Origin of the sequence: Pseudomonas sp. H3(2019) (assembly GCF_007713465.1) — a bacterium.
GTDB lineage: Bacteria > Pseudomonadota > Gammaproteobacteria > Pseudomonadales > Pseudomonadaceae > Aquipseudomonas.
Window position 1 is genome coordinate 18,629 of sequence record NZ_VMSG01000006.1, and the last position, 19,463, is coordinate 38,091.

Genomic DNA, 19,463 nt, shown 5'->3' on the forward strand with positions numbered 1-19,463 from the left:
TTTAACTTGAGATCATATCAACTACCGGAGTGTTGGCGTGGAACTGCTGTTGGCAGATGGTTGCGCGCTGAAGCACCTTGGTCAAGGTCTGAAAGCTCGCCGGTTTAGTTAAAATATCATTGGCACTAGCGCCCCTAAAACGTTCTGTCTCGCTCGAAAAAGCGCTCGCGGTGAAAGCAACGATGTAGCACGTATCGCCCAGTGGTAGTTTTCGGATTTCACGGATGGCTTCCAGTCCATCCATAACGGGCATGTTGATGTCCATTAAAATGACATGCGGAGTTGAAGTTTTATATGCATTGATCGCCTCTAGACCATTTGACGCAAGGTTGGGCCTATAGCCCAACTTCTGTAACATCGCCATGGCAACTTTCTGATTCACCGGATGATTCTCCACCAGCAGGATATCGAGCGGGTAATGACTGGCAAAAGACGGGTCGAAATCAACCACTGTATGCCCATCACCAATGGGTATTTCTGAGACTGAAAAAGGCTCCATTGGGAGTGAGAAGGAGAAAGTCGAGCCGACGCCCAACTGACTGGTAAAGGATAAAACCCCATTCTGCGCCTCGACCAGATTTTTGCAGATGGAAAGGCCGAGCCCACTCCCTGTAAAGCGTTGATTGGTCGCCCCTTCAAATTGAGCAAAGGGCTTGAACAGACCGTCTTGCAGTTCTGCAGGGATACCTATGCCGGTGTCGCGTATCGAAAAGCTGAGTCGCGCTTGAGGACCGTATCCGCTGGCCGTGACCGAGAGCGCTACCTTTCCGGTTTCGGTGAATTTGAGCGCATTGCCCAGTAAGTTGATCAATATCTGGCGAAGACAATCGGCATCGGTTTTAACCATGAGAGGTACATCCGGTGAGACCTGGACTTCAAGCACTATGGGTTTGTCCTGGATATTTTGTCGGACTATTTCAATACTGGACAAAACCAAGGTTCGCACTTCGAGTACGCGAGGCTTTAATTCAAGTTTTCCCGCTTCGATTTTTGCGAGGTCAAGAATGTTATCAATAAGAGATAGCAGGGTTCGTCCGCTCGTATGAATCGTTTTGAGCAGACTGCTTTGCTCCGGATTCAAGGAGGGGCCAGCCAGCAACTCGCTCGCACCGATGACACCGTACATGGGCGTGCGGATCTCATGACTCATGGTGGACAAAAATCTGGTTTTTGAACGATCGGCATCCTCGGCGGCGTTTTTTGCCTGCTTCAATACCTCTTCGTTTATTTGCAGTTGCTGGAGATGAGCACGAACGCGTATTAAGTCGATCACGAACAAGAGACTGAAGGCGAGAAATACCAGAATGGCCAGGATGATATGGTGCAGGGAGTCCTGATTAAGTTGGTGGTGGTATTCCGCCAACGTGATCTCCGCGCCGGCAATATATGTCGTACCGTCCTGCGACTTTAATGGGATGAAGACGGCGCGAAAGTTTCCCCAATGATCCGAGTAATCGATCCAGGTGGGTTCGGTGCGCTCAAAGCTTTCGACCAAAGCCTGGCTGGCATCGGGATAGGGATCAAAAAAGCGTACGAAATTCTTATCTTGGATCTCTTTTTTTGATGCACTGGAGCTGACCAGATAAGCTACTCCCGAGCGTTTAACTACGGTGTAGACAAAGGCAGTACTCATTGAATCATTAAACTTGGAGAGTCGTTGAATAGCATCCAAATCTTCCGCTTCCGATTTGGACTGTTTATTGATCAAGTTGTCATGGTAGCGGTCGCCAAGGATCGCCGAAGCGCCCAACGCTGCATCCAGCAGCTTGTTGTTAATGTTTTCAGTGAGGAGTCCTTTAGTCTCAACGTAGAGGTAGTAGATATAGCCACTGACACCCATGATATAGACCAACAGTAAAACCCATGTTTTCCGTCTGAGTTTGAACATACATCAGAGCCTCCATGCTCTCAAAGCCCGAGCATCGAAACTGTGCTCTGGGCGTCCATGATGCGGAGCATAATTTGAGTGGTGACGGAAAACCATTTTTTATTTTTCATGGCTTTCCGAGGACGGCAGCCTTCATTTTAGAGGGGAATAGGCTGTATTTTTTGCGGACGTGTCCATAGAGCCTCCTGCCACTACAAATCCAACTGTGTGGTCAGTACGAGCGCAAATGGATGGTCAGATGCAACGCAATTGAGTGGTCAAGTCCACGCCATTACGCAACGAAGACAAACAGATGATCCTTATCTGCCTGAGTTAGGGTTCGATTAGCATAAAGCCGAGCAATTGTGTCCTACTGACGCCACTGCCTGATTCCTTGGAAAACTGTCAGTCAGCGAAGTGCATCGTTCGGGTTTCCCCCATCAATAGCGCCTGATTCTGCTCGGTCACGGCGCGAATGTAATCCCACAGCAATGTGATCCGCTTGAGCTTGCGCAGGTCCTCGCGGCAGTACATCCAGAACTGCCGGGTGATGTTGATTTCCTCCGGCAGCACCGGCAGCAGTCGTGGATCCTGGGCCGCCAGGAAGCACGGCAGAATCGCCAGCGAGCGGCCTTGCTGCGCGGCCACGAATTGCGCAATTACGCTGGTGCTGCGCAGGTTGGCGCTGGCGCCGGGCAGTACATTCGCCAGGTACAGCAGCTCCGAGCTGAATGCCAGATCGTCGACATAACTGATGAATTGATGCTTGCCCAAATCGGCCGGGCGGCGGATGGGTGGGTGTTGGTCGAGGTAATCCTGGGTCGCGTACAGCTGCAAACGGTAGTCACAGAGTTTGCAGCAGACATAAGGGCCGTGTTCCGGGCGTTCCAGGGCGATGACAATATCTGCCTCGCGCTTGGACAGGCTGATGAAGTGCGGCAACGGCAGGATATCCACCGAAATCGCCGGATAGGCATCGACGAAGTGGCTGAGCTGCGGGGTGATGAAAAAGCTGCCGAAACCCTCGGTGCAGCCCATCCGCACATGGCCGGATAACGCCACGCCCGAGCCGGACACCTGCTCGCACGCCATGTGCAGCGTGCTTTCTATGGATTCGGCATAACCCAGCAAACGCTGGCCTTCGGCAGTCAATACGAAGCCATTGGTCCGTGATTTTTCGAACAACAACGTCCCCAATGCACCTTCCAGCGAACTGATCCGCCGTGACACGGTGGTGTAATCCACGGCCAGGCGTTTGGCAGCGCTGCTGGCCTTGCGGGTGCGGGCGACTTCGAGGAAAAACTTCAGGTCGTCCCAGTTCAACGAGCCTAACGATGTGATGTTTTTTTGCATGTTGGACCGGCTTTTATGTGCGTTCTTATTAGAAGTTTGCACATCTATACTCCAAAAACAGTCCGACAACCAACTCGCGACACACGCCTCATTACAAGGCGACTTTTCTCGCCTTGGCTCCCTGCATAACAACAAGTCCAGGAGACCGTCATGAACGCATCGCTCACGCCAGAAACCACTGTGCAAAAGGTCAAGCTGTTGATCGACGGCCAATGGGTCGAGTCCCAGACCACCGAGTGGCACGACATCGTCAATCCGGCGACCCAGCAAGTGCTGGCTAAAGTGCCGTTCGCTATGCCTGCGGAAGTCGACGCGGCGATCAGCGCCGCTCATCGTGCCTTCCAGACCTGGAAGCTGACACCAATTGGCGCGCGGATGCGCATCATGCTCAAGCTTCAGGCGTTGATTCGCGAGCACTCCAAGCGCATCGCCGTGGTTCTCAGCGCCGAGCAGGGCAAAACCATCGCCGACGCTGAAGGCGATATCTTCCGTGGCCTGGAAGTGGTCGAGCACGCGTGCTCCATCGGCAGCCTGCAAATGGGCGAATTCGCAGAAAACGTGGCAGGCGGTGTTGATACCTACACCCTGCGCCAACCGATCGGCGTTTGCGCGGGCATCACGCCGTTCAACTTCCCGGCGATGATCCCGTTGTGGATGTTCCCGATGGCCATCGCCTGCGGCAACACCTTTGTGCTCAAACCGTCCGAACAAGACCCGATGTCGACCATGCTGCTGGTGGAACTGGCCATCGAGGCTGGCATTCCTGCCGGCGTGCTCAATGTGGTTCACGGCGGCAAGGATGTGGTGGACGCGCTCTGCACCCACAAAGACATCAAGGCTGTTTCGTTCGTCGGTTCGACTGCAGTCGGTACTCACGTCTACGACCTGGCCGGCAAACACGGCAAACGCGTGCAATCGATGATGGGCGCCAAGAACCACGCGGTGGTACTACCCGATGCCAATCGTGAGCAAGCCCTCAATGCGCTGGTCGGTGCCGGTTTCGGCGCCGCCGGTCAACGCTGCATGGCCACCTCGGTGGTGGTGCTGGTGGGCGCGGCCAAGCAGTGGCTGCCAGACCTCAAGGCATTGGCGCAAAAACTCAAAGTGAATGCCGGCAGCGAGCCAGGCACCGACGTCGGCCCGGTGATTTCGAAACGGGCCAAGACGCGGATTCTCGAGCTGATCGAAAGCGGCATCAAGGAAGGCGCAAAGCTGGAGTTGGATGGTCGTGACATCAGCGTCCCGGGGTACGAAAAAGGCAACTTTGTCGGCCCGACCCTGTTCTCCGGCGTGACCACCGACATGCAGATCTACACCCAGGAAATCTTCGGTCCGGTGCTGGTGGTGCTGGAAGTCGAGACCCTCGATCAGGCGATTGCCCTGGTCAACGCCAACCCGTTCGGTAACGGCACCGGCCTGTTCACCCAGAGCGGCGCGGCGGCGCGTAAATTCCAGAATGAAATCGACGTCGGTCAGGTCGGCATCAACATCCCGATCCCGGTGCCGGTTCCGTTCTTCAGCTTCACCGGCTCCCGTGGTTCCAAGCTCGGCGACCTCGGTCCGTATGGCAAGCAAGTGGTGCAGTTCTACACTCAGACCAAGACCGTCACCAGTCGCTGGTTCGACGATGACAGCGTCAATGACGGTGTGAACACAACCATCAATTTGCGTTAAGGAGCCGGACATGAAAATCGCTTTTATCGGTCTCGGCAACATGGGCGCGCCGATGGCGCGCAACCTGATCAAGGCAGGCCATTCGCTGAATCTGGTCGACCTGAACAAAGCCGTACTCGCCGAGTTGGCGCAACTGGGCGGCACCATCAGCGCTTCGGCGCGTGAGGCAGCCCAAGGTGCAGAACTGGTGATTACCATGCTGCCAGCGGCGGTTCATGTGCGCAGCGTCTGGCTGGGTGAAGACGGCGTGCTGGCCGGGATCGCCAAGGGCGTTCCCGCCGTGGATTGCAGCACCATCGACCCGCAGACCGCCCGCGATGTTGCCGCCGCTGCGGCCAGGCAAGGTGTGGCCATGGCTGATGCGCCGGTTTCCGGGGGTACCGGTGGCGCTACGGCCGGGACGCTGACCTTCATGGTCGGCGCTACGCCGGAGCTGTTCGCCACCCTGCAACCGGTATTGGCACAGATGGGCCGCAATATCGTGCATTGCGGTGAAGTCGGCACCGGGCAAATCGCCAAGATCTGCAACAACCTGTTGTTGGCGATTTCCATGGTCGGCGTCAGCGAAGCCATGGCCCTTGGCGATGCCTTGGGCATCGACACTCAGGTGCTGGCGGGGATCATCAACAGTTCGACCGGTCGTTGCTGGAGTTCGGAGATGTACAACCCGTGGCCGGGCATCGTCGAAACAGCACCGGCATCGCGTGGTTATACCGGCGGTTTTGGTGCCGAGCTGATGCTCAAGGACCTGGGGCTGGCCACTGAAGCCGCGCGTCAGGCGCACCAGCCGGTGATGCTCGGCGCGGTGGCTCAGCAGTTGTATCAGGCGATGAGTCAGCGTGGCGAAGGCGGCAAGGACTTCTCGGCCATCATCAACAGCTATCGCAAACCCCACTAAGGGTTTTTCCGGGAACCCGCGTCGGGCGGGTTCCCGGTTTTTTATTCGTCGAAAAAAAGATCGCAGGCTACGGCATCTGTAGGAACTGCCGTAGCCTGCGATCTTTTGTTCTATCAGGCGAAAACGAAATACTTGCGCACGGTCTCGACCACTTCCCACGTACCGGTCATCCCCGGCTCAATCACGAAAATATCACCGGCGCGAAGATGGATGGGCTCCATACCGTCGGGCGTGATCACGCAGTAGCCTTCCTGGAAATGGCAGTACTCCCACTTCACATACTCGACGCGCCATTTACCCGGCGTGCAAATCCAGGTGCCCATGATCTTGCTGCCGTCTTCGCTGGTGTAGGCGTTGAGGTTGACGGTGTGCGGGTCACCTTCGAGTTTTTCCCATTTGCAGGCATCGAGCACCGGCAGTGGATGGGTATCGCGAAGAACGGTAATGGGTTTGGACATGCTGACTCCGAGCGTTAGGCAGGACTGAAGTCGCACCCTATAGCGCCCGGCACGGTGTCAGTTGTCTGTGCTCGACACTCAGCTGTCCAGAAACGCGCTATCGATCAAACCCGCTCAAGCGGACACTCAGATTGAGCTTGCATCAGGCTGGCTTCGAATTCAGTCAATTGCACGTATTGGCGGGCCAACGCGGTAATTCTGTCCGCCAGCTCCTGCTTTTTATCGGCAATCGCCTGATGCGCCAGATGCCACGGCAGTGCCTGCCCACGTTGGCCCTGAAGCACCGCCTGCAATTCCTTGAGCTTGAACCCCAGTTGCTGAGCGCATTTGATGAAGGTCAGCAGCTCGACGCTCTGTTGGTCATAGAGGCGGTATTTGCCCTGGCGTTGCGCGGGCGGCAGGAGGCCGATGTCCTCATAGTGGCGAATGCTTTTGACGGTCGTGCCTGACAGCTGCGCGGCTTTGCCGATGAACATGAAAAATCCCTTTTGCGAGTGTCTCCGTTGATGCGCGCAATTATCCGCGAGATTCAGCCAGCACCGATAGCCTGCGCTTGCATGAGCCAGCGTTCCCTTTGATGCTCAGTTGAGCCCAGGACCGGGCCGAAGGTCAGGGTATTGAGTGGCGTGATGCCACAGAACGCCAGTGTGGTTTTGCGCATCTGATGCAGTCCGGGCATGCGATAAATCCAGCGGTAGTACCAGGGCGGGGTATCCATGGTCACCAGCAGGTCGGCCGTGCGCCCGTGCAGGAGTTTGTCCGGGAAGGCTTTGCCCTGGCGGTACTTGAAGGCGAAACCGGGAAGAAATGTTCGGTCGAAAAAGCCCTTGAGTAACGCCGGAATCGCCCCCCACCAGATCGGATAGACAAAGGTCAGGTGTTCCGCCCAGGTGATATCCGCCTGAGCCTTCAGCAGATCGTCTTCCAGCGGCTGAATTTGTTGATAGCCCTCGCGCAATATCGGGTCGAAACTCAAGGTTCCCAGGCGTAACTCACGGACCTCATGTCCGGCGTTTTTTGCCGCCTGTACATAGCGGTCGGTGAGGGCGCCGCAGAAACTGTTGCTTGATGGATGGCCGAGAATCACCAGTATTCGTTTGCTCATCACTTCGTCCCTGGGTAGCAAAACGACAAGGATAAAGTCGGCCCCTTGGGGGAGAGTCAAGCGTCGCCAGGTGCCTGTTTCGCGCATTGAAATTTTCACCCGCTAAACTTCAGGTTCTTGGCATTAAGTGCGAAACATTTGGGTGTTCCCGACGGTTTTCGCAAGAATCTTCACAGGCATCACTCGTATCATTCACGCGAGAGTTGTCGAGAGCTATGCAATGAATAAAACAATGTCGTGGTGGGATATCAGCCCGCCCTTGAGCACCGCAACACCGACGTGGCCGGGCGATACGCCGTTTCAGGAAGAGCGCGTCTGGACCTTCGGGCCTGAATGCCCGGTGAATGTCGGTCGTATCACCCTGTCTCCCCACACCGGCGCCCATGTCGATGCACCGTTGCACTACAGTGCCGACGGTGCGGCCATTGGCGATGTATCGCTGGATGTTTATATCGGTCCGTGTCGCGTCTTGCATTGTCTGGACAGCGATCGGCTGGTTCAGCCCGGGCAACTGGAAGGGCGCCTTGACGATCTGCCCGAGCGCGTCTTGCTGCGCACTTATCAACAGGCGCCGCTAACGGCCTGGGATCCGGACTTCACGGCTGTAGCCAAAGAAACCGTCGACCTGCTGGCGAGCCTTGGCGTGCGGCTGATCGGTATCGATACACCGTCGCTGGACCCTCAACAGTCCAAGACCATGGATTCGCACAACGCAGTGGCCCGCCATGGCATGGCGATTCTCGAAGGCATCGTGCTCGATGACGTGCCGGAAGGCGACTATGAACTGATTGCGCTGCCGCTGCGGTTTGCCAACCTGGACGCGAGTCCGGTCAGGGCTATTTTGCGTCCACTGAACAAACCGCCACTTGAGGAGCCTGCTCAATGAGCCAATGTCCCTATTCATCATCAAATCAGTCATCTTCAAACCAGCCGGAAGAATGGCATAACGCCGAGCTGAATTTTTCCGACTCCATGAGCTATGGCGATTACCTGGATCTGGGGAAGATTCTCAGTGCTCAGCACCCCTTGTCCCCGGACCATAACGAGATGCTGTTCATCATCCAGCATCAGACGTCCGAACTGTGGATGAAGCTGATGCTGCACGAGCTCAAGGCGGCTCGTGAGCATGTCAGGCTGGGTGAGTTGCCACCGGCGTTCAAGATGCTGGCGCGGGTGTCGCGGATCTTCGATCAACTGGTGCATGCCTGGACGGTGCTGGCGACCATGACGCCGACCGAATACCACGCGATCCGGCCGTTTCTGGGACAGTCATCGGGCTTCCAGTCGTTCCAGTACCGCGAGATCGAATTCATCCTCGGCAACAAAAGTGCAACGCTGTTGCGTCCGCATGCCCACCGGCCCGAGCTGTTGGCGGAGCTGGAAAAGGCGATTGCCACGCCGTCGCTGTATGACGAGGCGATTCGGTTGATGGTCAGTGCAGGGTTGGCGATTGATCCGCAGCGCTTCGAGCGCGACCCGGCCAGCCCGACCGCTTATGACGCCTCGGTCGAAGCCGCCTGGCGTGTGGTCTACACCGACCCTTCGCGGTATTGGGATCTGTACCAGTTGGCGGAGAAACTGATCGACCTTGAAGATTCGTTTCGTCAGTGGCGCTTCCGCCATGTCACCACGGTCGAGCGGATCATTGGCTTCCAACCGGGCACCGGTGGCACGGAAGGTGTCGGCTATCTGCGCAAGATGCTCGACACCGTGCTGTTCCCGGAATTGTGGCGCGTGCGTTCGACCCTCTGACCCAAAATACAAAAGCCCCGGCATTCATCGAATGTCGGGGCTTTTTTTCGACTGGCTGAAGGCTATTAAGCGACCGACAACGAGCGCGTCCTGGCCAGGCGAATCCGGTAGAACACAAACAGGATCAACACCCAGACCGGAATGGCATAGACCGACGCACGCACCCCGGGAATCAACAACATCACGTAGATGATCATGGCCATGAACGCCAGGCACAGGTAATTGGTGTACGGCGACCAGAAGGCCTTGAAGCCCGGGACGATGCCGCGTAGGCCCATGGCCTTGCGGAACTTCAGGTGAGTCAGGCTGATCATCGCCCAGTTGATCATCAACGAGGCGACCACCAGCGCGAACAGCAACTCAAGCGCTTCATGCGGGGCGACGTAGTTAACCAGCACGGACAACATCGTCATCAGCGCCGATACGCCCAGCGCCCGTAACGGCACGCCCCGTTTGTTCAGCTTCATCAGTGGCTTGGGGGCATCGCCCTGTTCCGCCAGGCCGTAGAGCATGCGGCTGTTGCAATAGACGCAGCTGTTGTAGACCGAGAGTGCTGCGGTGAGCACCACAACGTTGAGGATCTGCGCCGCGGTGTCGCTGCCGATCAAGGCGAAAATCTGCACAAACGGACTGCCGCTGTAGGCATCGCCGGAAGCGCCCATTGTTTGTAGAAGTTGGTCCCATGGGTACAACGACAGCAGCACGGTGAGTGCGCCAACGTAGAAGATCAATACGCGGTAAACCACCTGGTTGATCGCCTTGGGAATGACTTTTCTCGGCTCGCTGGCTTCGGCGGCGGTGATGCCGACCAGCTCCAGGCCGCCAAAGGAGAACATGATGAACGCCATCGCCATCAGCAAACCGTTGGTGCCGTTGGGGAAGAAGCCGCCGTGGCTCCACAGGTTGCTCACCGAGGCCTGCGGGCCGCCGGTGCCGCTGACCAGCATGTAACAACCGAGGGCGATCATGCCGATGATCGCCACGACCTTGATGATAGCGAACCAGAACTCCATTTCACCGAAGACTTTAACGTTCATCGTGTTGATCAGGTTGACCAGTACGAAGAATACCGCCGCGCTGGCCCAGGTGGGGACCTCGGGCCACCAGAACTGCACGTACTTGCCAACGGCGGTCAGCTCGGCCATGCCTACCAGCACATACAGCACCCAGTAATTCCAGCCGGACAGGAAGCCGGCAAAACTACCCCAGTAGTTGTGCGCGAAATGACTGAAGGAACCGGCGACCGGCTCCTCGACAATCATCTCTCCCAGTTGGCGCATGATCAGAAAGGCGATGAAACCGGCAATGGCATAGCCGAGGATCATCGACGGGCCGGCCGATTTGAGCACGCCGGCGGAGCCGAGAAACAGCCCTGTACCAATCGCGCCGCCCAGCGCGATCAGTTGAATATGCCTGTTTTTCAGCCCCCGCTTCAGCACGCCCTGTTGCAATTGCTCATCCGCCATCTGGATACCTTCTAGTTGTTATGGTCAGGCTTTGTTGCAGGTCGACAGCTTATTCAATTGGCACGCGTTTGTGAGCCTCAGACGTTACTTTCAGTGAACTTTTCGTAATACAGCTGCACGTTGTCCAGGGTTTGATCCTGCAACCAGCTCTTGATCGACTCGACCATCGGCGGTGGCCCGCAGACATACATGTCGACAGCGGCATCACGCAGTTCGCTGGCATCGAAATGCTCGGCGATGTAGCCGCGCTTTCCCTCCCAGCCCGGTGATGGATCGCTGACCACCGGCGTATAGCGAAACCCTGGAATGCGTTGAGCATAGGCACTGATCCGTTCGCTTTCGCACAGATCGGCTGCGTCTCGTACACCGTAGTACAAGTGCACAGGCTGCTCGCAACCGCGCGCGACGATTTCGTCGAGCATCCCCAGCAGCGCGGACAGTCCGGTGCCGCCGGCCACCAGAGTCAGCGGCCGGGCGATGTGGCGAAGATAGAACGCGCCCAGCGGTGCTTCCAGAGCGATTTCATCGCCGACCTGGCAGCGTTCACGAATGTAATTGCTCATCACCCCGTCGGGTAACAGGCGAATCAGGAATTGCAACTGATTGCTGCTGCTCGGGCGGTTGGCAAAGGAGTAGGAGCGCTTGCTCGTGGTCCCCGGAATCAGCAGGCGGGCGTATTGCCCCGGCAGGAAGTCCAGTGGCTGGGTGGCCGCGTCCAAATCCAGATGGAGGATCGCGGTGCTGGCCGAGACCTGACGTACATGCGTGACCGTACCGCTGAGCTGTTCAGGCCCTGCGGCATTGCACAGGCTGGAAGCGAAGTCGAAGTAAAACGCGGCGTCGGACTTCACGCGGGTCTGACAAGTGAGCATCTTTCGTTGTTGCAGGTCTAGGCTGGAGAGGGCTTCCTCATCCACATAATCCTGGCTGTAGTCGCCGGATTCGCAGCGGCCCTGACAGGTTCCGCAGACACCCTCGCGGCAATCCAGCGGAATCTTGATGCCGTTGCGCAGGGCGGCATCGAGCAGTATTTCATTGGCCTGCACGGGAAAAAACAGTGTTTTGCCGTCGGCAAAACTGAACGCAACCTTGTGGTTCATGCCCCGGTCTCCGTAGTTTCAGAGGTGGTAGAAGTCGAGCACCGAGTTGATGGTGTCGTTGAGCAGCAACACGTGTTTGCGGGTGATCACCCAGCTGTCTGCGTGAGGCTTGAGGCGATAGGTCGCGTTCCCGTAGAACTGCTCTGAGGTGGCCAGGCGATAGAACAAGGTGTGCCAGTTCAGCCGCACCTCCAGCTCACTGCTCGCGAGTTCGCTGATCCGCACGTTGTTGATCAGGTGCAGGGTGCGCGGCATCGGCGTGGCCGACGCGGCCTTGCCGGTGCGCAGGCGGAACACGCGGTCTTCCAGGCCCGAGCGATTGGCGTAGTAGATCAACGACATTTCGCGCTTGGGGTCGCGGGTGTAGACGTGCTCGGAGTCCCATTGCGGCAGGTGAAACTCACTCTGCTTGTCGAAGAGCTGGATGTAGGCGTCCCAGTCCTTGGCGTCGCACAGTTCGGATTTGCGGTAGAAAAACTGCTCGATCTGGTACTGCAATTGCGGATTCATGTTCACACCTCACGTAGCTTCAGGGATTTCGCGTCCAGGCCGTCGAGCAAAAACTTCTGCCAGTTGCTGTGCTGGTTGACGTAAAGCCCTTCGTGGGTGAATTCGGTGCCGGTCATGGCCGGTGCGATGCCGATCGCCTCGCTGTTGGGCGTGGCGCCAGTCGCCCATTGGTGGCTGCCACGAGAAATATCGCTCCAGCGTTCCAGTCGAGCCTGGAAACCACGCTGGGCTTCACGGAACTCCACCAGGTCATCCGGGGTGCCGAGTCCCGAGACGTTGAAGAAGTCTTCGAACTGCCGGATCCGGTTTTCCCGATCCGCGTCCGACTCGTTTTTCACACCCAGGCATTGGCTGATGATCTCGGTCTTGTTCCAGGCCACCGGGCGGATGATCCGTAGCTGCGAGCTGATTTGATCGAGGAAAAACAGGCTCGGATAGATGTTCAGGTTGCGCAGCCGATGCATCATCCACTCGGCTTTTTCCTGACCATGCTCCTCGATCAGGCGCGGCATGATCGTCGCGTAGCCGGAACGCACCGTCGGGTTGGGCATATCACTGAACAGCACACTGTGGCCGTTATTGAAGGCGAACCAGCCGTCATCGGTATTGGCGTCGCCGGCCCCCAGTTTGCTGTAGTCGAGCGTGCCGCTGGCGTGGGTGCCGTTCTCAGTGTCGACCTGCTGGCGGTGTTGCACCGTGGCCACATAGTTATAGTGGACCGTGCTGACGTGATAGCCGTCCAGGCCGTTCTCGTTTTGCAGTTTCCAGTTGCCGTCGTAGGTATAGGCCGACTTGCCGGGCAGTACTTCCAGTTCACCGGTAGGCGATTGGGCGATCATCATGTCGAAGAACACTTTGGCATCGCCGAGGAAGTCTTCGAGGCTGTTATCTGCGTGAACATCCAGGCTGATGAACACGAAGCCCTTGTAGCTCTGGATGCGGGCCTTTTTCAAACCGCGTGTGGCTTTGTCGAAACCTTCCGGGTATTCGCCGGGGGCCTTGACCTTGACCAGGCGTCCGTCGCTTTTGTAGCACCAGGCGTGGAACGGGCAGGTAAAGGTCGATTGGTTACCTTTGCCGACGCGGGTCAATGTTGTGCCGCGATGCTGGCAAGCATTGATCAGCGCGTTGAGTTGGCCGTCGCCGTCACGGGTAATGATCATCGGCTGGCGACCGGCGCGCAGGGTGATGAAGTCGTGGTTATTGGCCAGCTCGCTTTCGTGACAGGCGTAGATCCAGTTCTTCTCGAAGATCAGCTCCATCTCCAGATCGAACAGTTGCGGCTCGGTAAAGATATCCCGAGCGATGCGGAATACGCCTTCTACCGGACGGAAGTCCAGGCAGCCTTCAATGAACGCTTTCCACTGCTCGACGCTTTTTTCGCCACTCATGGGTGTGCACCTTTTTTATTCGGGTCAATCGGTGCACTCATTAGAGAGAGTGGGGCGGGCAGGGGTCTATCCGGTTTGTCGACGAAGGCAGTCCACAAAGTTCGAGGGGTAACACCCATGCGCTGTTCTGGGCAGGTAATACTCAAGGCCTTGCACCATTCGATGAACGGCCGCCTCTGTTTGCAGCATTGAGTTACTGTCTTGGGCAGCCTTGAGCGTTGTTCGAAGGTGAGCCCCGGTCCCGGAATCGCCGCGTTATCCACTTAGTCGATGATTGCTATCCACTGGGTTGGCGCAGGCGTTCAGTGGTCTGGAATTTGCTCGACTCAAGTCAGAGGCGCGCCGTCAGAGCGTGCTGAAAAAATATTGCCGTGGGTGCGCCGTGATGAGTAGCAAAGCCGATCCGCAGTTTCGCGATATTCGTATCGATCACTATGACCTTGAGGGCGCGCGGACCTGGATGTCGGGGATCTGCGGGCCGCACCGTCTCGAAACCGCGACGCCTGAGCGGATCCGTTTTCATCACACCGCCAACGTCTTCAAGTCGATGGCCACGACTCTGGGCACTATCGAATACGGCACCGACGTGACCGTCGATATCGAAGACGCCGAGCACTTCAGCAGCTACAGCCTCAGCCTGCCGTTGGTCGGCGAGCAGGAGCTGAGCAAGAACGGCACGCTGCTCAAATCCAATCGCGATCAAGGCGTGATCATCTCCCCGAATGAAAACCAGATGCTGGCGATCTCCGGTGACTGCCGCAAGGTCCAGGTGGTGATCACTCGGGCGGCCATGAGCGAATCCCTTGAGGGGATGTTGCAGCGCCCACTGGATGCACCGCTGCGCTTCGAATCGGTGATGGACGCGGTGGACGGTGCGTCGGCCTCGTGGTGGCGCATGGCGCGGTATTTCATCGGCGAACTTGAGCGCAGCAGCGCGCTCTTTGAGCAGGTCGTCTTCACGCGGGACATCGAAAGCTCATTGATCAAAGGCCTGATCCTCGCCCAGCCGAACAATTACTCCGAGGAGCTGCGGGACGTGTTGGGCGTGAAGTTGCCGCATTACCTGATCAGGGCCAAACAGTACATTCACGACAACGCCCGCGAAGTGCTGCACCTGGAAGACATCGAAGCGGCAGCCGGGGTTTCGCGGTTCAAGTTGTTCGAGGCCTTCAGAAAATACTTCGCCCTGTCGCCGATGGCCTATCTGAAAAAATACCGCTTGAATGCGGTGCGCCAGGACATTCTTGAGCAGGGGCTGGCGCGCAATATCTCGGAGATTGCCATGGGCTGGGGGTTCACCCACATGGGGCGTTTTTCTGCCGAGTACCGCAAGTTGTTCGATGAAGCCCCGAGCGCCACCTTGCAGCGCAACGAGGCCCGGCGCATGCGTGGTTTTTGACGCAGAGGCCGTCAGTAACGGCTTATTTGCGGGCGACCAGATCCAGCAGGTCGTCTCGTTCCTTGATTTTCTGCAGGACGATTTCCGAGCGAATATCGGTGACGCCCGCGGTGCGATTGAGCTTGTTGACGATGAAATCCGAGAAGTGTTTCAGGTTGCGCGCCTGAACCCGCAGCACATAGTTGCTGGCGCCGGTAATCACGTACGCGGTGGCGACTTCCGGCCACTCTTGCACCTTCTTGATAAAGGTCTCGTGCCAGTCTTCGACGTCCTGTCGCAACGACACATGGACGATAGCTTCCAGCTCGATGCCCAGTCGTTCGGCGTTCAACACCGCTCGATAGCCGGTGATGATTCCCTCACTTTCCAGCAGCCGCAAACGCCGCAGGCAAGCCGATGGTGACAGCGCGACTTTCTCCGCCAATTCCTGATTGCTGATACGCCCGTCCTGCTGCAAGTAATGCAGGATCCGCAGGTCTGTCGAGTCGAGGGTCATGGTTTGAATAAATCCGCGTTTTTTGGAGTTTGATTCGAATTATCTTCGAGGTAATTACTATATGGCCGTCCACTTTGCACGAAAATTCTCCAAGGCTTCGTTCATTATTTGCTCATTGTGCCGGCGAAAAAATACCCAAAACACGGCGGCACGCCATCTAAAGAACGGGACCGACAATGATCACAAGAAACGATTGCCTGGCACTTGATGCACAGGATTCCCTGGCGCATTTGCGCAATCAGTTTGCACTCCCCGAAGGCGTGATCTACCTCGATGGAAACTCTCTCGGCGCTCGCCCGATTGCGGCGCTTGAGCGTGCTCAAGCAGTGATCGCCGAGGAGTGGGGCAATGGCTTGATCCGCAGCTGGAACAGCGCGGGCTGGCGCGACCTGCCGGAGCGTCTGGGCAATCGACTGGCCGGGCTGATTGGCGCCGGTGAGGGCGAAGTGGTGGTCACCGACACCACCTCGATCAACCTGTTCAAGGTCCTCGGCGCGGCCTTGCGCGTGCAGGCCACGCGGGCGCCGACGCGGCGGGTGATTGTCAGTGAGTCGAGCAACTTCCCGACCGATTTGTACATCGCCGAAGGGCTGATGGATTTGCTCCAGCAGGGCTACCGCTTGCGTCTGGTCGACAGCCCGGAAGAACTGGCGCAGGCGATTGATCAGGACACCGCGGTGGTCATGCTCACCCACGTCAACTACAAGACCGGCTACATGCACGACATGCAGGCCGTGACTGCGCTGATCCACGAATGTGGTGCGCTGGCGATCTGGGACCTGGCGCATTCCGCCGGTGCGGTTCCGGTCGACTTGCGTCAGGCCGGCGCGGACTACGCCATCGGTTGCACCTACAAGTACCTCAATGGCGGCCCCGGTTCGCAAGCGTTTGTCTGGGTTGCGCCGCAGCTGTGCGATCTGGTCACGCAGCCGTTGTCCGGCTGGTTCGGTCATTCCCGACAGTTCGACATGGCCTCAGGCTACGAGCCGAGTCGCGGCATCGCTCGCTACCTGTGCGGCACTCAGCCTATCACTTCGTTGGCCATGGTCGAGTGCGGCCTGGAGATTTTCGCCCAGACCGACATGGCCAGCCTGCGCCGCAAATCCCTGGCACTGACCGATCTGTTTATCCGGTTGGTCGAGCAGAGCTGCGCCGCTCACGATCTGCAACTGATCACCCCGCGCGAACACGCAAGGCGTGGCAGCCATGTCAGCTTCGAGCACCCGCAAGGCTACGCGGTGATTCAGGCCTTGATCGCCCGGGGCGTGATCGGTGATTACCGCGAGCCGCGGATCATGCGCTTCGGATTCACGCCGTTGTACACCCGCTTCAGCGAAGTCTTCGATGCGGTGCAGATCCTTGGCGAGATTCTCGATCAGAAAACCTGGGCGCAAGCGCAGTTCCAGGTGCGCCATAGCGTCACCTGATCAAAAGATCGCAGCCTGCGGTTTTATCAACGATGTGCTCTCTAAAAAAACACAATATTCAGAGGACAGAGAAATGACCGACACTCTCGGTTTTGAAACCATCTCCAACCGTGAGCATGGCCTCAGGCGCCAGCTCACCTCGGGGCAGATGAGCATGATCGCGATTGGCGGTGCGATAGGCACCGGCCTGTTCATGGGCAGCGCCTACGCCATCGGCTATGCCGGGCCGAGCGTGCTGCTCAGCTATGCGATTGGCGCGGTCATCACGCTGCTGTTGATGGGCTGTCTGGCGGAAATGACCGTGGCCCACTCGACCTCGGGTTCGTTCGGCGCGTATGCCGAGTTCTATGTCAGCCCGCTGGCCGGGTTCCTGGTGCGCTACGCCTATTGGGCGGCGATTGTGTTGGCGGTCGGCACGGAAGTGACGGCGGTGGCGATGTACATGAAGTACTGGTTCGCCAACGTGCCTGAGTGGATCTGGATCGTCTCGTTTTCGAGCATTCTGATCGTGCTCAACGCCATCAGCGTGAAGACCTTCGGCACCTTCGAGTACTGGTTTTCGACCATCAAGATCGGCGCGATTGTCGGCTTCATCATCCTCGCGGTGTATGTGGTGTTTGGCTCGGGCAACCCGGATTACGGCGTGCATCACTACACCAGCCACGGCGGATTTTTTCCCAATGGTTTGCAAGGGATGTGGGTGGCGGTGATCGTGTCGATCTTCAGCTACCTGAGCGTGGAAATGATCGCGGTGGCAGCCGGTGAAGCCGAAGATCCGGAGCGGGCGGTGAAGAAAGCCTTTCGCGCAACCATCGTGCGGCTGGTGGTGTTTTATCTGCTGACCCTGGCCCTAATGCTGGCGATTGTGCCGTGGGTTCAGGCGGGTCATGCGCAGAGCCCGTTCGTCACGGTCATGCAAACCATCGGCATTCCCGGTGCCACCGGGGTGATGAATTTCGTGATTCTGATTGCCGCGTTGTCGGCGATGAACAGTCAGCTCTACATCACCACGCGGATGATGTTCAGCCTGTCCCGTGGCGGTTACGCCCCCAAGGCGATGGGCGCGTTGAGCAAGAGCGGAATCCCGCTCAATGCCTTGCTGCTGTCGAGCTCGGGCATTGCGCTGGCGACGTTGTTGAACGTGATGTACCCGGAAAGCTCCTTCACCTTGATGATGGCGATTTCCATGTTCGGCGCAATCTTCACCTGGTTCATGATCTTCCTCACGCACTACTGTTTCCGTCGCTACCACGAGCGTCACGGTGAGCGGAAACTGTCGTTCCGCATGCGCCTGTTCCCTTACACCACACTGTTGGGGCTGGTGCTGATGGGCGCGGTGATGATCACCACCTACTTCACCGACGCGTTCAAAATGACCTTGGTGTTTGGTGTGCCGTTCCTGTTGATTCTGTCGTTGGTCTACGGGGTGTTCTTCAGAAAAACCAAGGCGTTGATCGGTAATCTCGATAACGCCCCGGCCCCGTAGGAGCAAGGCATGCCCGCGATGGCGATTTTGCGGGTGTCATCGCGGGCAAGCCTTGCTCGGGTTTGTGTCAGTGGTTTCGGATAACGCGTCAAGCAGGGCTTTGGCGTAAAGGGGCAGGCCGTCAAACGAGCGTGCGCACAGCAGCAGTTTTCGCTGGGCCCATGGCTCATTCAGAGCGAGACGTTTGAACGCTTGCCCGCCGGCCCAGCGCTCGACCGCCGCCAGCGGCACAATCGCCAGCCCGGCGCCATGGGTGACCATCCGAATCACCCCGTCGAAGCCATCGGCGCGAATGCGGATCTGCATGCGCAACCCGGCGTGTAGCGCTTGCTCCTCCAGATAGATCGCCAACGCGCTGTTGGCGCTCAGCCCAACGTAATCGTGCGACAAGGTCTGGCTGAAATTCGGTGCTTCCCCTTCGGCCAACGGATGATCACTCGGCAGGATCAGCACCAGCGGATCATCGCGGAATGCTTGGGTGTCGAGGTCATGGGTGTCGACTGCGTCTGAAACGATACCGAGGTCGGCTGCCCCCTGACGCAAGGCATGGGTGATGCGCAGGCTCGGCAGTTCTTGCAGGTCGATGTCGAGGTTGGAGTGTTCGCACAGAAAGTCCGCCAGCAACTCGGGCAGGTATTCAGTGATCGCCGTGGTGTTGCCCAGCAACCGCACCTGACCTTTGACTCCTTTGGCGTAATCCGCCAGATCCTGTTGCATGCGTTCGGCCTGTCGCAGCAGGACCCGGGCATGTTGGGCCAACGCCTTGCCGGCCGGGGTAGGGCTGATGCCCCGGCGTCCGCGCTCGAAAAACGCGGTGCCCAGCGACGCTTCCATCGCCCGGATTCGCGCACTTGCCGCCGCCAGTGACAGATGGCTGCTGGCCGCGCCGGCGGTAATGTTGCCGGCGTCGAGGATGTTCAGGTAGAGCTTGAGATCGATCAGGTCGAAGTGCATGGGAGTTCCTAAAGATCGTTAAAGATCGTTCCCACGCTCTGCGTGGGAATGCAGCCCGTGACGCTCCGCGTCACATTCCGAAGTGGACGCAGAGCGTCCAGTGAGGCATTCCCACGCGGGAGCGTGG

At 57.8% G+C, this 19,463-nt stretch carries 18 protein-coding genes; 7 read left to right on the plus strand and 11 right to left on the minus strand.

Features of this window, described 5'->3' with window-relative positions:
• Position 1: 1 nt before the first annotated feature.
• Positions 2-1,888, minus strand: a complete 1,887-nt coding sequence (locus FPT12_RS08115) for an ATP-binding protein (protein ID WP_145015580.1) — start codon at positions 1,886-1,888, stop codon at positions 2-4.
• Between the two features lie 384 nt (positions 1,889-2,272).
• Complete coding sequence (locus FPT12_RS08120; RefSeq protein WP_054594129.1) at positions 2,273-3,220, minus strand: LysR family transcriptional regulator; 948 nt, start codon at positions 3,218-3,220, stop codon at positions 2,273-2,275.
• A 150-nt stretch (positions 3,221-3,370) separates the two neighbouring features.
• Here FPT12_RS08120 and FPT12_RS08125 point away from each other — a divergent pair, with 150 nt between their 5' ends.
• Together FPT12_RS08125 and mmsB are read left to right on the plus strand one after the other, a co-directional pair.
• The gene (locus tag FPT12_RS08125) at positions 3,371-4,894 is read left to right on the plus strand and encodes a CoA-acylating methylmalonate-semialdehyde dehydrogenase (RefSeq protein WP_145015582.1); all 1,524 of its coding nucleotides are present in this window, start codon (positions 3,371-3,373) and stop codon (positions 4,892-4,894) included.
• Between the two features lie 10 nt (positions 4,895-4,904).
• Positions 4,905-5,792, plus strand: coding sequence for a 3-hydroxyisobutyrate dehydrogenase (mmsB, locus tag FPT12_RS08130; RefSeq protein ID WP_145015584.1), 888 nt, complete (start codon positions 4,905-4,907; stop codon positions 5,790-5,792).
• Between the two features lie 113 nt (positions 5,793-5,905).
• Here the strand turns inward: mmsB and FPT12_RS08135 are convergent, their stop codons facing one another.
• The 3 genes from FPT12_RS08135 to FPT12_RS08145 all read right to left on the minus strand — a co-directional run bounded on the left by FPT12_RS08135 (position 5,906) and on the right by FPT12_RS08145 (position 7,355).
• Positions 5,906-6,250 carry a cupin domain-containing protein gene (locus tag FPT12_RS08135; protein ID WP_071551926.1) on the minus strand — a complete coding sequence of 115 codons (345 nt, stop codon included), beginning with the start codon at positions 6,248-6,250 and terminating at the stop codon, positions 5,906-5,908.
• A gap of 104 nt (positions 6,251-6,354) precedes the next feature.
• Complete coding sequence (locus FPT12_RS08140) at positions 6,355-6,726, minus strand: MerR family transcriptional regulator (protein ID WP_145015586.1); 372 nt, start codon at positions 6,724-6,726, stop codon at positions 6,355-6,357.
• Between the two features lie 53 nt (positions 6,727-6,779).
• Positions 6,780-7,355 carry an NAD(P)H-dependent oxidoreductase gene (locus FPT12_RS08145; RefSeq protein WP_178098650.1) on the minus strand — a complete coding sequence of 192 codons (576 nt, stop codon included), beginning with the start codon at positions 7,353-7,355 and terminating at the stop codon, positions 6,780-6,782.
• A gap of 220 nt (positions 7,356-7,575) precedes the next feature.
• On the opposite strand from FPT12_RS08145, the gene kynB reads away from it, so the two are divergent.
• Both kynB and kynA read left to right on the plus strand, forming a co-directional pair.
• A complete protein-coding gene (kynB, locus tag FPT12_RS08150) occupies positions 7,576-8,241 on the plus strand; it encodes an arylformamidase (RefSeq protein ID WP_145015588.1) in 666 nt (221 codons plus the stop codon).
• Complete coding sequence (gene kynA / locus FPT12_RS08155) at positions 8,238-9,107, plus strand: tryptophan 2,3-dioxygenase (RefSeq protein ID WP_123584889.1); 870 nt, start codon at positions 8,238-8,240, stop codon at positions 9,105-9,107. The genes kynB and kynA overlap by 4 nt, the downstream gene beginning before the upstream one ends.
• A 65-nt stretch (positions 9,108-9,172) precedes the next feature.
• Here kynA and FPT12_RS08160 read toward each other — a convergent pair whose 3' ends face one another.
• From FPT12_RS08160 to antA, 4 genes are all read right to left on the minus strand, one after another.
• Entirely contained in the window at positions 9,173-10,573 is a 1,401-nt protein-coding gene (locus tag FPT12_RS08160; protein ID WP_145015590.1) for an amino acid permease, read from the minus strand.
• Positions 10,574-10,650: 77 nt separating this feature from the next.
• Positions 10,651-11,673 carry an anthranilate 1,2-dioxygenase electron transfer component AntC gene (gene antC / locus FPT12_RS08165; protein WP_145015592.1) on the minus strand — a complete coding sequence of 341 codons (1,023 nt, stop codon included), beginning with the start codon at positions 11,671-11,673 and terminating at the stop codon, positions 10,651-10,653.
• A gap of 18 nt (positions 11,674-11,691) precedes the next feature.
• Positions 11,692-12,183, minus strand: coding sequence for an anthranilate 1,2-dioxygenase small subunit (antB, locus tag FPT12_RS08170; protein WP_145015594.1), 492 nt, complete (start codon positions 12,181-12,183; stop codon positions 11,692-11,694).
• A gap of 2 nt (positions 12,184-12,185) precedes the next feature.
• A complete protein-coding gene (antA, locus tag FPT12_RS08175; RefSeq protein WP_145015596.1) occupies positions 12,186-13,574 on the minus strand; it encodes an anthranilate 1,2-dioxygenase large subunit in 1,389 nt (462 codons plus the stop codon).
• 385 nt (positions 13,575-13,959) lie between these two features.
• On the opposite strand from antA, the gene FPT12_RS08180 reads away from it, so the two are divergent.
• Entirely contained in the window at positions 13,960-14,973 is a 1,014-nt protein-coding gene (locus FPT12_RS08180) for an AraC family transcriptional regulator (RefSeq protein WP_145015598.1), read from the plus strand.
• 22 nt (positions 14,974-14,995) lie between these two features.
• Here the strand turns inward: FPT12_RS08180 and FPT12_RS08185 are convergent, their stop codons facing one another.
• Positions 14,996-15,469, minus strand: a complete 474-nt coding sequence (locus tag FPT12_RS08185; protein ID WP_054594119.1) for an Lrp/AsnC family transcriptional regulator — start codon at positions 15,467-15,469, stop codon at positions 14,996-14,998.
• 176 nt (positions 15,470-15,645) lie between these two features.
• On the opposite strand from FPT12_RS08185, the gene kynU reads away from it, so the two are divergent.
• Entirely contained in the window at positions 15,646-16,896 is a 1,251-nt protein-coding gene (kynU, locus tag FPT12_RS08190) for a kynureninase (protein ID WP_145015600.1), read from the plus strand.
• A gap of 73 nt (positions 16,897-16,969) precedes the next feature.
• Complete coding sequence (locus FPT12_RS08195) at positions 16,970-18,382, plus strand: amino acid permease (protein WP_145015601.1); 1,413 nt, start codon at positions 16,970-16,972, stop codon at positions 18,380-18,382.
• A gap of 36 nt (positions 18,383-18,418) precedes the next feature.
• Here the strand turns inward: FPT12_RS08195 and FPT12_RS08200 are convergent, their stop codons facing one another.
• Positions 18,419-19,336: a LysR substrate-binding domain-containing protein gene (locus tag FPT12_RS08200; RefSeq protein WP_145015603.1), complete on the minus strand. Its 918-nt coding sequence runs from the start codon at positions 19,334-19,336 to the stop codon at positions 18,419-18,421.
• Positions 19,337-19,463: the final 127 nt, after the last annotated feature.